Source organism: Parabacteroides distasonis (assembly GCF_004793765.1).
Taxonomy (GTDB): domain Bacteria; phylum Bacteroidota; class Bacteroidia; order Bacteroidales; family Tannerellaceae; genus Parabacteroides; species Parabacteroides distasonis_A.
On the sequence record NZ_SRYM01000006.1, the window covers coordinates 105614 to 119569 of the forward strand.

Consider the following 13956-nt stretch of genomic DNA (forward strand, 5'->3'; position numbering starts at 1 on the left):
GCCTCTTTTAGAGAGTGCAAAGATAATGATTTCCCGTGAATTATTATGTCAATACGTTTTAAAAGAAAGGGGGTGTGGCAAAAGTAAAATGAGCACACTTAGAAGTTGCAAGTTGTAATTATAAGGCCCAAAAAGAGCCGTATCATTACTTAAAACAAGTTTGATACGGCTCTTTATCTTTTATTATATAGGAGAATCAAATTCCAAATCAGAAGTTCATCTTATCTAAAATTGAGTTCAGACACACCCTATAAATTATGTGTGAATAGAGTGATCTATTTTGACCTTTATAGGCTTTTCGGAGGATATAATGCGTCCCACCACTCCGGTTGATCTTTCAACCACTTAGCGAACCATGCGTAAATTGTGTTATTCCACAAGATACGTTTGTCGTAATCCAGTATATGGTGGTTCTCTCCTTCTACCTGGACAAACGCTGTAGGCTTGCCTAATAATTTTAATGCGGTAAACATCTGGATGCTTTCTCCAATCGGAACGTTCGTGTCTGCGGTTCCATGTAAGAACAAGATCGGGGTATTGATCTTGTCTGCGTTAAACAGCGGACTTTGTAAAGTGTACATATCCCGGGCATTCCATGGATAACTGTTAGCGCTAGCCAACGAGCTGTATGAATATCCCCAGTAACCTTCTCCCCAATAGCTGGTGATGTCGCTGATTCCCGCATGAGACATGGCCGCTGCGAATATATCTGTTTTTGTTTGTAGGTATTGAGTCATGAAACCTCCGTATGAAGCCCCCATGCAACCGATTTTCTTTGTGTTGACAAAAGGATGAGCCTCACAGAACTTTTTCGTGCCTTCGATGATCTCGTCAGCGGTAAGTTTACCCCATGCGTTGACATGGCGTGCGGAGAACTCTTGACCGAACCCAGTCGCTCCACTAGGCTGTATGATGTAGACGATGTACCCTAAGCCGGCGTATACATGCGAAGGATAACGGCTTTCCATCACCCGGGCCGTAGGGGTTGTTCCTCCGTAATAATTCACGATCATCGGATATTTCTTAGTTGCGTCAAAATGAGGAGGGAGATAGAAGCGGCCGTAAATCGTATCCCCTTGGGCAGAGACGAAATTCCAATCTTGCACTTCTCCTAAAGTGACGTCTCTCAATATCTCTTTGGATAAATCGATCAAACAGGAAGAGGCGTCGTTTTTCAAGTTATAGGTATAAAGCCTTTGGGAATTGGATGCGCTTAATCCGAAATACACCATTTCGGAAGCTTGATTGGCGATGGAGTAACCGGAGATGACATCTTCCTTGGCTTGAAGTTGCTTAATCTTTCCGCTAGAAGGGTTTATGCTATACAGGCGAACACGATCCTTGTCTTTCGCCGTGATATAGATTTGTTTATCGAGGGCGTTCCACTCGTAAGAATCGATAGATGGGTTAAAATCTTTCGTAAGCGGTTTTATGCTTTTATCCGCTATGTTGTATAGGAATAATTGCCCGTCGCTCGTATTCGATGTCTGTCCTTCTTTGATTTTTAATCCGATACCAACGAATGCCTCTCCGGACGCATCAATGAGTAATTGGGTTGCATCCGGGGAGAAAACGGCGCGGCTTACGAATTTCTCACCTTTTATAAGAGTGTCCACATGCATGGTTCGCAGGTCCATCCTATATATGTATGTACGGGAGAAAGGGCGTTCAGTTAAATTCGGTTCCCTGCGACTGAATAGCAGATAGTGGCCGTCTTGCGATACATCGTTGATGTAAGTAGATGTATGCCCATAGGTGAGCCGTTGGAACAATCCGGTCCGCAGGTCATATTTATGGATAAACATGCGGTTTCTCCATCCTGGTTGGCGATCATCCGGCACCAGTATCTCTTGGATCTCTTTTCGTTCTTGTGGTCCTTTCTCCCGTATGGTGAACAATAGATAGTCTTCGGTGGGCCCAAAGCTGAAAGAGCCTTCAGGCAATTGGCAGGCAAGGATGTTTTCCTTTTTACTGGCAGGGTCTAAAGTCACCAATTCCATGCCTTTCATCCCTTTCCGGGTGTAATAAGCCAGATTGCTTTTAGGCATCCAGCGTAAGCTCTGTCCGTTCTCAACCAATACGGAACCGGTAGCCTTGTCTAGTATTTGGGTAAATGAGGACTGCTTTCCATCGGGATAGGTCTCTTGATAGGAGGCGATAATGAATTTTCCATTCGGGGACAGGCTAGCGGATTGGATGCGTTTACCATCAAATACATCACTTAATGTATAACGTTTCTCCGGATTGACGGTCGCGGTTACCACCGCATCTTTTTCCGGATTGAATGAGGCTTTTAAGGCATTCTCTTTGTGGCTTCCAGATAAATATTTGATCACGATTTCATAGCGTCGCGGCTCCAAGGTCAACGAGGCTTCCCCCTTGGTTAGTTTTATGGGTTGTCCATCCACGTAGACTTCCGAGACCTCTGGGCCGTTGATGGCCAAGGTGCCTTTTGTATAGCGATCACTATTCAGGTAGAAGGAAACCAAATGCAGCGCATAGGAAGAGGCCGAGGTTGGCAAGGCTAGCTCTCCGGAAGACGCCGCTTCAAGGGTTTGTCCGCTTTGGGAAAGGTTGCGGAAAGGGACGGTCGTGTTCAATAGTTCTTTGTCAGAGAATCTCTTACTGTTTACATCCAGGCTATCTGCCAAGAAGGGCTTCTTCACCTCGTAAGGGCCGGCGTAATTGTAATGTCGCACGACAACTTCATCCGCCCATAGCGAGCAACAGGAGCATAGGGCTGAAAGAATTAAGATGTTTTTGTTTATCATGATATTTGTTATTTAGTATAAGATAGTAAGAAAGCGAGAGGGCGGGTATCTTCCTGCCATCTCGCTGTATCATTATCTTATAAGATTTCGATCTCATCCACGAACAGGAACGCCGGGCTTCCGGCGCCACCGTGCCATTGGGGTAGTTTGCCGCTGTTGATGATAACCTCCACGTAGCGGGCCTTTACCGGGGCGAAGGATATCTCTTGGGGATATAAACCGTCCTTGTCGTTTTGGGCTAGCTCCGGGATTTTCTTGGAAGCTACTTCCTTGAAATTCTTGCCATCGTCGGAAACTTTTACGGTTACGGCGTCGGCACCCATGATCCAGTCGCCTTTTACCACATTCGTATTGAAAGCTACCTTTTCGATCTCTGTCGGCTCCTTGAGGTCGATCGTAGCGTCAAGATCCTTGCCTTGGAAGCCTAGCCAGTGGCCGGTCTTGTAATTACTACCTCCGCGTAAGCCGTCTACCAGCACCTGAGCCCCGTTGAAAACGTATCCTCTGCTGGGTTGCTCTTTCAAGGTAATGGGTTTCATCGTTGCTTTGTTGAAAAAGATCTCCTCTGAGAAGATGCGGCTCATTCCGTTCGGACGGACAACGATCGCTTTGAATTCGCAATCTTGGTCGATCTGTACCGGGCCTTCGTACCTGATGCTGGCGATCGTAGGATCGCTACCGTCTACCGTATAATAGATATCTCCTTCACCCAGCTTCGTCAAGGCTATGTCGAGTGTTCCGTTCTCCGTATTGGTGGTCAGGGAGGCGTTAATATCGAAGATATGCTTTCCGTAATTATATCCTAGGCGGTCGTAAAGTTGTGTCATGCGGGCCACACGGGGCAGGAACGTCTGATAATCTTTCTTGGACGGATCGCTCCACTGGATATCGGCTACGGCGTCTATACGTGGCATGATCATATATTCCACCTGTGAGAAGGTCGGGATATATTCCGTCCAGAGGTTGGCCTGCGCCCCGATCACGTACTTCTGCTCTTCAGGAGAGATACCGGCTGTCGGCTCAAAAGAATATACTTTCTCTAACGGCAAGTAACCTCCGATAGCGTCGGGTTCAAGATCCGTATCCGCGGATTGATAATAATCCAGATATACATATGTATTGGGAGTCATGACCACGTTATGCTTTTGCTTGGCAGCTTCGATGCCGCCGCCCATGCCGCGCCAGCTCATTACCGTGGCGTTCGGGGCCAAGCCTCCTTCCAGGATCTCGTCCCAGCCGATGATATGGCGTCCTTTACTCTCCACGAATTTCTCCATGCGGGAGATCACGTAGCTTTGCAAGTATTCCTCGGCGGAATGTTTCTTATCCCCCTTGATACCTTCCGCCTTGATGCGGGCCTGGCATTTCGGGCATGTCTTCCAACGTACCTTCGGGCATTCATCGCCACCTACATGGATATATTCGGAGGGGAAAAGATCGATAACCTCGCTCAATACGTCTTCCAGGAACTGCATGGATTTCTCGTTTCCGGCGCAGATCACGTCGTCGGACACACCCCATTGGCCCCATACGTCATACGGCCCCCCCGTACATCCCAGTTCCGGGTAAGTGGCCAATGCCGCCAATTGATGTCCCGGCATATCGATTTCCGGGATAATCGTGATATGGCGTTCGGCGGCATAATTGATGACATCGCGGATCTGGTCTTGCGTATAGAAGCCTCCGTATTCTTTTCCGTCATACTTTCCGGAGTTGTGGCCAATCACGGTTTCCTTACGTTTAGATCCGGTCTGTGTCAATTCCGGATATTTCTTGATCTCGATACGCCAACCTTGGTCATCGGACAGATGCCAGTGGAACGTATTTTGGTTGTGCAAGGCAAGGATATCGAGATACGTTTTTACCGAATCCACCGGGAAGAAATGGCGGCTGACATCCAGCATCATGCCTCTATAGGCAAAACGGGGGTAATCGTTGATGGTAGCTGCGGGTAATTCTACGTTCATCCCTTGGGCCGTGGCCGGGATCGATTTACGTAATGTCTGGATGCCATAGAATACGCCGGCGTCCGTGCTTCCCGCGATCCGTACCCCGTTATCGCTGACGCTCAATTGGTATCCTTCCGGATTCTGGATGCTTTGGTCGATAACGAGGCTGATCCCCTTACCGGGCTGGCCGGTAGCGGTCGCTAATTCATAGCCCGTGATTTCCTTGATATAAGAAGCGAGGAACTGGGCGTTCTTCTTCATCTTATCATTGCCCTCCGGATAAGCTATCTTCGTGGATGGACTCAGGACGAAAGGGTTTCCGTTCGTCAATGTTACTTCTTGTGGCAAAGGCACTACTTCGTAATCTCCTTTTACGGCCTTACCACCGGAGCAAGCGGTCATTCCCGCGCAAAATGTCAGGACGAGCGCTAGTTTGCTTAGGCTGTTCATGTGTTTAGAGTTTAGAATGTAAAACAATAATTGATTCAGTATCACTGCCCAAAGATAAAAAGAATTAGCCGTTTTATCTAATGCTTTTACACTTTTGTGTTCTTAAGGGGTATTTCTTTGTCTTTTTTGTAATAGGTATTCACGCGTTTTACGGTCGTGCAGCGGATGTAAGCGTCATGGCAGTAGATGAGTGCTTGCCCTTTCTCGGCGGCTTCGGCAAGCATGCGCAGTTTCTCGTCGTATGACGTGACCGGATACGTATCGTAAGCCGAGATCCATTCCGGGGATACGCTGGCCGCGAGGGGGATGACATCCCCGGCGAAGACAAAGGTCCGCTCCTCCGTATGGATATAGGGAACAATTTGTCCCGGAGTGTGCCCATCATACAAGCGTAGCTCTATAGCGGGGCAAATTGATGTGCCGGCATCTAGCAGCCGTAAGGAATTAGCGTCTGCGACGGCTTGCATATTCTCGATAAAATAGGAATCTTTCTCCAAGGCGTTCGGATGAAGGAAATTCTCCCATTGCCTGCGGCTTACCCAATGGGTCGCGTTAGGGAATGAGAGCGATAGATGCCCGGTGGATTCATCCCTTCGCGTGGTATAACCACAATGATCGAAATGGAGATGGGTGAGGACGACATCCGTGACCGTCTCCGGTAGGATTCCCAGCTTGCGCAGTTCCTCGCCGAGGTCTACCAAGTTGAAGAAGCGGTAATAACCTAGTTGTTTCAGGTGTTTGTTTCCCGCTCCGTTATCTACCAGGACGACGCGTCCGTCATCCGTCCTTATGACAAGGCTACGCATGGCCATCACGCAAGCGTTTGTCTCGTCGCTCGGATAGCGACGGCTCCAGGCGCTTTTGGGAATGGCCCCGAACATGGCGCCCCCGTCGGCGTAGAAGTAGCCGGTGTCTATTATCTGTAGGATCATCAGGGTTTATACCAATACGTTTCCCCCCATGTCATCAGGCAATTCGGCCGGGCGATATTCTCCAGCTTCATGAATGAGGCCCAATACGATTCGCGATGATCGATCGTATGGCCTAGCTCGTTCTCATGCCCCGTGATCACGAGCTTGGGGCCGAATCCTTCTATGGCGTCCGACATGCGGTTCGCCCAGCAGTTTATCAGCAATACGTCCAGGGCCGGGATTTTTGTCTTTACGTTGAGCAGCCATTCCAGGTCTTCCTCGCTATATTGGTCGCCCGTCTGCGCAAAGGTGAGGCCCTCGGGGGTGGTCACGACATGTATGTTGTTTATCAGCTCGCTTTGATGACCTGGTAATATTTTCACACGCAGTTTGCCTCCATCGACCTCGAATTCCCTGTCTATTATCTGTTCCGAACGGATGTGAGTCACCTGTTTGTTTTCCTTCAGGCTATTCGCTGGGGCGACTACCTGCTTACCCCTGTCCGTAAACATTTTCACGACCTCCGGGTCTATATGGTCCGGATGGTTGTGGGAAAGGAACATGATGTCGCACCGTGCGACAAGGGCCTGCATCATCTCGTCGGAGATCAGGGTAGCGGAATTTCCCATGCTTCTCCCGCGGTATAAGTCGAAGGCTACCGTGACGCTTTTCGTCTTCACGATAAAGCCGTCATTGTAAAGTTTATATATTTTCATGCCTGTCTCCGGCGGGTTGCGCATGTCTTCCAGCACCCCTTTCACGCGGGATTCCATGAAGCGGGCGACGGTCTCGCTCCCATCTAGCCGGGTATCGTGGAATATGCCGTCCAGCAGTTGCAGGGCCGCCTTGCGGGCCGATGCCGGTTTACTTGAGGAAGGTGGATTCTCTCTCAGGAGCGTGTTGACCAGTTGGAAGGATTTTTCGGTTTGATTGATCAGATAGGCTTCCTGCTTCCCCCAAAAGGGTGCCGTCTTGTCTTGTTCTCGTGATGATAGTTCTTTTTTCAGCGCGAGCGTGTTTCCCATGTCCTCCAGCTCGTATATATGGGCCCTCTCGGACCCGGAGGGAGAGTTCGGGCCGTGGAAAGTGATGTATAGCCTCCCGTCGAAAGATTTGAAGATCATGCCATGTCCTCCGTTCTTGTTAAACAGAGGGGTCTCTTGCTGTTTCCATGGGCCGGTTACCTTGCCGGTTACCGATTCTGCGATGCCGATCGCGTATTCCGAATCCATGAAGCTGGACCAGATCATGAGCAACTTGCCCGTCTTGGTCCGGTAAAGGAAGCAGCCGTCCGTCACGAAGGAAGTCGGCAGAGGCGCGGGGTGCGTCGAGCCGGTAGACCAAGGCGCGGCGGAAGCGTGGAATAGCGTGAGGGAATTGCCCCGGGGCGCTGAGAGGTTGTCGGCGAGCCTGACCAATTCCATGCTGCCATCCGCGATCTGTACCCATTCATGGCAATAGATCATGTACGGCACGCCGTCCTCTACCCAAAGCGTACCGTCGAGCGCCATGCGGCTCATCGGCGTATGCGGCGTCGAGCCGAAGGGTTGGAACGGGCCCTCGGGAGAGTCGGAATGGAAGATCTGCGTGCCCCGGAATGTATAATCCACCCATCCGGGCTGGCTTTTTTTCCATTTTATATCGCTGTTCAAGGTGGCGAAAAGATAATATTTGCCGTTATGGTGGTGAACCTCGGGCGCCCATACGTCTCCGGTGATCCAGTTTCCCTCCGGAACGGTAAATACCCGTAACGGGCCCTCCCAGTTTACCAGATCCTTGCTCTTGAAAGCTTCTACGCCTCCCGTGGACTCCCCTTTGTCGTTCTTGACGCTCGCGGAGCGGTACATGTAATAAGTGCCGGTTTTCGCGTCGGGCAGGATATAGGGATCGCGGATATGGATGTCGGCGATGTTTCGTACTTGTGGCTGGGCTTGCGCGAACTGAACGAAGAACGCTACTGCCCAAAAGATCCATGCGAGGTGGTGGTGTCGTGTATTCATCTTGTATATGTTTCTATGGTTATTCCTTCGAGTGATTGCCATGCGCGAATATACGTTTTTTTTCGTACTCCGGTTGGATCGCGGCGCCACATCCTTCCGGCAACGCGTTTTTTTCTCGTGTTAAATCATTTTTAACAAATAAGGCAGGGGATGGGCCGGAGTGTTAACATTCCGGCTCCACTCCAAATCCACTCCAAATCCACTCCTAGGAACGAGGGCAGAACGAAGGCAGAACGAAGGCAGAACGAGGGCAGGGCGAAGGCAGAGCGAAGGTACCATTGGGCAAAGGCAGCGCTTTTCGTGTTAAAGCGGTTGAGTAATTTTACGGATTATTAATAGGATTTCGATGAACCGTTTTCCCGCCTGCCGGGGCGGTGAGCAATCCGGGCCTCCCGATTGTCGCGAGGGGGCGCCCGGGGTATGGGAGAGGGCTTCTGTGCGAGGTTTTTTGGTAGGGTCGGAGAAAAACGGCTAGTCTAAACGATCGTTTAAACTAGTCGTTCGCGAAGGTAATCATTTCTTTTAATTATGCAATATTCACCTAAACATCTTTTTAGTCCATATATTTTAACATCAAGCGATTAAATGGCGTATCAGACTATAAATTAAAATGTTAAGAAACAGCGTGCCTCAGCGCGAAAAACGACTAGTTTAAACGATGGTTTAAACCCGTCATTTCCAGGGAAAACACTGAGAATATTATATAAAGGAGAAATATCACGTGTTTGATTTTTTTGTTAATCTCAATTAATTGTAACCATTAAAGAAAATGGAGAAAAGTAGTAAGACGAGCAAACTTTTATGTTTAGGTTTGCTTAAACCAAGTGTTATGTTGCTTACCACGGGATTCCTGTCTATGGCCTTTAGCCCGGCCTTGGCTTCGGTTGAGCCGGTTGTGGATCTCGGCCCGAAGATGGAATCGGTAACCCAGAAAGGTAAGACAATCACGGTTAAGGTTTCAGATTCTATGGGCGAGCTGATCGGTGCGAACGTGCTGGTCAAGGGAACGACCATTGGTAACGTTACGGACATGAGCGGAGTAGTCATATTGCAAGACGTGCCGGAAGGAGCTATCCTCGAGGTGTCTTATATCGGCTACGTTACGAAAGAGGTGCCGGTAGGCGGTAGCAGCCTGGTCAGCGTGACCTTGGAGGAGGACTCTCAGAAACTGGACGAGGTAGTCGTGGTAGGTTACGGCTCAATGGACAAGAAGCAAGTGACGAGCGCCATCACCTCTATCAAGGCGGACGACTTGATGGTCGGCGTGAGCGGATCGGATATCTCTACGGCCTTGCAAGGAAAGATCGGCGGTTTGGTGATGAACAACTTGGGTAGCGCCAACGGAGCGACTTCCTTCCAGCTGCGCGGTATGACATCCATCAACTCCGGTAAGTCTCCCTTGATCGTTATCGACGGTTTCCCCGGCGGCGATATCCGCTCGCTTACGCAAGAGGATATCAAGTCTATCGACGTGTTGAAGGATGGTTCGGCCGGCGCTATCTACGGTACGCGTGCCGCTTCCGGCGTGATCTTGATCACCACGAAGAGCGGATCGAACACGGACGGCAAGGTGAAACTGACGTATAGCACGGAACTTACGAAGAAGCAGAACTATAACGCCCCCGAGATGCTGAGCGGACGCGAGTACGCTGAGTACGGTATCGGTACGGACTACGGATCGGACGTGAACTGGTGGGACGAGATGATCAACAAGAACAACTTCTCGCAGAAGCACCACCTGGCCTTGGAGCTGGGTACCGAGAAGGCGCAGGTCTATACCTCTTTCTTCTACGAGAAAAACGAGGGTATCGCCATCAACGATAGCCGTCAGGACTTTGGCGGACGTATCAACGCCAGCTTTAAGCTCTTCGACGATTGGTTGGAGGTACGTCCCGCGGTAGATTACCGCCAGGCGGCCCGTAACAATAAGTTCCCGAACTTCCAGCAGGCCATGCGTAACAATCCCACCCGCTCTCCTTACGACGCGGACAGCGAGACGGGATACAACGTCTGGACGAACGAGTCCTTGGACTACAACGTGGTGGCCGACTCTTACCTGCGCGACTACTACGGCCTCGACAAGTGGTTTAAGCCGGAAGTTACCTTGAAGCTGAACATCAAGCCCGTGCCCGGCCTCTCCTTCCAGCAGATACTGGGATACGAGAACCGTCAGTGGGAGAATCATACGTATAACCCGAGCACGCACCGCGAGGAGATCGAGGAATCTCGCAAGGGAGCCGCTTACCTGGGCTTCAGCAAGACCGAGAACCTTACCTCCGAGGGTTATTTCACTTACCTGAAAGAGTTCAAGGGCGGGCATAGCATTAACGCCACGGCCGGTTACTCTTACTTCGAGAAGAACGGCGAGGGCTTCAATATGACCAACTATAACTTCTCCGTAGACGGTATCAAGTACTGGGACATGAACCAAGGCTCCTTCCTACGCGACGGAAAGGCGGCCATGAGCTCCAGCAAGGATATCTCCGAGAAGCTCTTCTCCGTGTTCGGCCGTGTGAACTACTCGTATAACGACAAGTATATGGCCTCGGCATCTATCCGCCACGAGGGATCCTCGAAGTTCGCCGCCGATAACCGTTGGGCTAACTTCTGGTCCGTGACGGCCGGTTGGCGTATCTCCAACGAGGAGTTCATGAAGGAGATCGATTGGCTCCAGGACTTGAAGGTACGTTTCGGTTATGGCGTGACGGGTAACAATGATTTCGACGCTTCCTATATGGCTAACCTGTTGGGTTCCGACACGAACTGGATGTTGCCGAACGGTGTCTGGGCTTATTCCTACGGAAAGACACAGAACGTGAACGCCAACCTCGGTTGGGAGCAGAAGAAAGAATGGGACTTGGGTGTGGACTACTCCTTCTTCGAGGGACGCCTGTACGGTAAGTTCGACTACTATCGCCGCAAGATCGATAACCTGCTCTATAGCGTGAAGGTGCCGCAGCCGCCTTATACGATCGGTACTCAGTATCAGAACATCGGCTCGATGGAGAGCAAGGGATGGGAGTTCGAGGTTGGTGGCGATATCATCCGCACGAAGGACTTTACTTGGACCTCGAATATCAATATGAGCCATAACACCGGCAAGATCCTTACGTTGTGGGGAAATAACACGTATTACAATGGCAACGGGTTCGTGGCGCCGGGAACACCGGGTGACGCCGCCCGCATGGAAGAGGGATCTACGATCGGCTCTTTCTTCTTGTGGAAATTCGCCGGTTTCGACGATGACGGTAATTTCTTGCTTTACAACAAGGACGGCGAGGTGATACCGGCGGCCGACAAGACGGAGAATGATAAGCAGTACATGGGCAACTATACGCCCAAACTGATCTTGGCATGGAACAATACCTTGTCTTACAAGAACTTCGACCTGGGTATCAACATGCGTAGCTGGATCGACTTCGATGTGTATAACACGATCAATATGTATTACGGCATACAGGGAAGAGGTAACACGAATGTCTTGAAGGATGCCTATGGCAAGTTTAACCACATCAAGGGAGAGAAACAAATTTGCGACTATTATCTGGAGGATGGTACCTTCTTGAAGATCGATGCGATCACGTTGGGATATACGCTCCCGATGAAGAAGTATACCAATAACTTGATAGATCGTATCCGTATCTACGCCACGGTAGGTAACGTATGCACGATAACCGGCTATAGCGGTATGAATCCGGAGGTAAAGATCGATGGCTGGGACAAGGGTACGGAGAAGTTCTGGGACGTGGAGTATTTCTATCCGTTGACGCGTACGTATACGCTAGGCTTGCAGTTTAATTTCTAATTCAGTTGTCTAAAAATGAAAAATATATTTAAATCACTATTGATGGGTGTGGCTTGCCTCGCGGCGGCTACCTCTTGTAACGTAGACCCGGAGTTCTACTCACAGGTCGTACCGGAAACGTTCTATAGTTCGCAGGAGGCTGTTTGGCAACGTTTCAATCGTTCTTTCACGCACTGGCGTTGGTACTTGGGGCAAGATGACCCTCGCTGGGCTTTGCAGGAGCTGGGTACGGATGAATATGTGTTGCCGACACGCGGAAGCGACTGGTTCGACGGTGCTAACTATCAGAAGTTCCATCACCATGAGTATACGGAAGACATGATGCGTATCGAGGCTGGATGGACTAACTTCGCCATGGGCGTGGCATTGGCTTGGGATGCGGTGGAAGACCTGAGCGAGGTGGATTTCGACAAGCTGGGCTTCGAGCCGGGTACGAAGGAATCCATGATCGCGCAGCAGACTGCCCTGGCCGCTTCCCTTTACCTGGATGGCTTGGACTTCTTCGGCGGCGTGGCCTTGTACACCACGACCAAGAGCGAGGTGAGAGGGCGCTCTACCGACGTGGAGACTTTCCACTTCATCGACTCCTTGCTGGACGTGGCTATCCCTAACTTGCCGATCAAGACGGAGATGGGCAAGATGGAGACCGGCGCTATCAATCGTGCCGCGGGAGCCATGACCAAGGCTCGCCTGTATTTCAACGCGAAGTCTTATATCGGCAAGGAAATGTACGCCGAGGCCGCCCAGATCTGCCAGGATATTCTGGATGGCAAGTATGGCGCGTACGAGCTGGATGCCGACTGGACTACCACGTTCGGCTTCAGCAACGAGTTCAGCCATGAGATCATCTGGTCTGTCCCTTCCCAGAACTCCCAGACGGAGACGAATGGCGGCTTTTGGGAATGGCAGGTGCCTTACAACTACAAGAACTACTTGGGTGGATTGGAAGGTTCCGGCTCTAATAACGGTATCGGTCTGACTCCGGGCTTGGATCCGACCGGCAAGCCTTATACGTATAAGTTGGGTAGCCCTTATCGGAAGTTCCACGACAAGGATATCCGTAAGCAACCGTATGTATATGATGGTAACGGTAAGTATCGCGGTATGTTTATCGTGGGCAAGTTGGTGAATCCGTTGAATCCGGACTGGGTTTGTACGGGTAGCCGTGAGTATGCGGACCAGCCGCTTACGGTGGTAGACCAGGTGGCTTACTTCGCGAAGGTAGGTACGGAATATGCCTCTGTGGCGGATCTGCCTTCCACGATCGCTACGGCAGAGGAGAATTCTTGCGTGCGTTTGATGAAGCGCTGTCCGCGCCCGAACCAGGAGGAGTATAAGTTGAAGGGTAATCCGGACGTGCCGGTGATCCGTTTGGCGGAGGTGTATTATACCTTGGCGGAGTGTAAGATGCGTGCGGGTGATAAGCAGGGTGCGGCTAACTTGATCAATACGGTGCGCAAGCGTTATTTCCCTGAGGGAGATCCGGATCCGGTGACAGCCTCCAACTTGGACAAGTATCGTATGCTGGACGAGTGGATGATGGAGTTCTTAGGCGAGGGCCGTCGTCGTACGGACTTGGTACGTTGGGATGCTTACGTTACTGAGGACTGGTGGGATCATAAGGCTACCAACAATAAGAACCTGAACCGTTTCCCGATCCATTACAGCTTGATCGGAGCCAATAATTTATTGGAGCAGAACCCGGGATATTAATTGTTCGTAGGATTTGATATGGAACAGGGAGTATGCCTAATGGCATGCTTCCTGTTTACTATTGATATGGCTGGAAAAACGCAGTACTATTTACTTGACTGGAGAATATATACTGCATTGGGCAAATAAGTATATATTCGTAGATGAAGTAAGTAGTACTGCGTTTTTCCGACCATGTAAATTTTGTAGATTATGCCTAATTTTGCTTCACTGATTTTATTGTTATTTTCTAAACAATTTTACATCTTATAAAAATGTTGTTAAAAATTTTGTATGTTTGGTTTTGTATTATATATTTGTAATAAGTAGTTATTCATAATTATTTCACCTATGTCGAAATTACATTATCTTTGCCTC

General features: G+C 50.0%; 6 protein-coding genes. 2 read left to right on the plus strand and 4 right to left on the minus strand.

The features are described 5' to 3' along the window. Positions 1-287 precede the first annotated feature (287 nt). The 4 genes from E5342_RS03650 to E5342_RS03665 form a co-directional block, all read right to left on the minus strand. Entirely contained in the window at positions 288-2771 is a 2484-nt protein-coding gene (locus tag E5342_RS03650; RefSeq protein ID WP_135958846.1) for a S9 family peptidase, read from the minus strand. 77 nt (positions 2772-2848) lie between these two features. Then, positions 2849-5170, minus strand: coding sequence for a glycoside hydrolase family 20 protein (locus tag E5342_RS03655; protein WP_135958847.1), 2322 nt, complete (start codon positions 5168-5170; stop codon positions 2849-2851). Positions 5171-5256: 86 nt separating this feature from the next. Then, entirely contained in the window at positions 5257-6102 is an 846-nt protein-coding gene (locus tag E5342_RS03660; RefSeq protein WP_135958848.1) for an MBL fold metallo-hydrolase, read from the minus strand. Continuing rightward, positions 6102-8081, minus strand: coding sequence for a family 43 glycosylhydrolase (locus tag E5342_RS03665; RefSeq protein WP_168354444.1), 1980 nt, complete (start codon positions 8079-8081; stop codon positions 6102-6104). The genes E5342_RS03660 and E5342_RS03665 overlap by 1 nt, the downstream gene beginning before the upstream one ends. A 769-nt stretch (positions 8082-8850) precedes the next feature. On the opposite strand from E5342_RS03665, the gene E5342_RS03670 reads away from it, so the two are divergent. Both E5342_RS03670 and E5342_RS03675 read left to right on the plus strand, forming a co-directional pair. Then, positions 8851-11886: a SusC/RagA family TonB-linked outer membrane protein gene (locus E5342_RS03670; protein ID WP_135958850.1), complete on the plus strand. Its 3036-nt coding sequence runs from the start codon at positions 8851-8853 to the stop codon at positions 11884-11886. A gap of 15 nt (positions 11887-11901) precedes the next feature. After that, positions 11902-13599, plus strand: a complete 1698-nt coding sequence (locus tag E5342_RS03675; protein WP_135958851.1) for a RagB/SusD family nutrient uptake outer membrane protein — start codon at positions 11902-11904, stop codon at positions 13597-13599. Positions 13600-13956 lie beyond the last annotated feature (357 nt).

Excerpts from the sequence above, each read along its gene's own strand:
- E5342_RS03665 (WP_168354444.1), bottom strand. The coding sequence starts at position 8,081 with ATGAATACACGACACCACCACCTCGCATGGATCTTTTGGGCAGTAGCG.
- E5342_RS03660 (WP_135958848.1), bottom strand. The coding sequence starts at position 6,102 with ATGATCCTACAGATAATAGACACCGGCTACTTCTACGCCGACGGGGGC.
- E5342_RS03650 (WP_135958846.1), bottom strand. The coding sequence starts at position 2,771 with ATGATAAACAAAAACATCTTAATTCTTTCAGCCCTATGCTCCTGTTGC.
- E5342_RS03675 (WP_135958851.1), top strand. The coding sequence starts at position 11,902 with ATGAAAAATATATTTAAATCACTATTGATGGGTGTGGCTTGCCTCGCG.
- E5342_RS03670 (WP_135958850.1), top strand. The coding sequence starts at position 8,851 with ATGGAGAAAAGTAGTAAGACGAGCAAACTTTTATGTTTAGGTTTGCTT.
- E5342_RS03655 (WP_135958847.1), bottom strand. The coding sequence starts at position 5,170 with ATGAACAGCCTAAGCAAACTAGCGCTCGTCCTGACATTTTGCGCGGGA.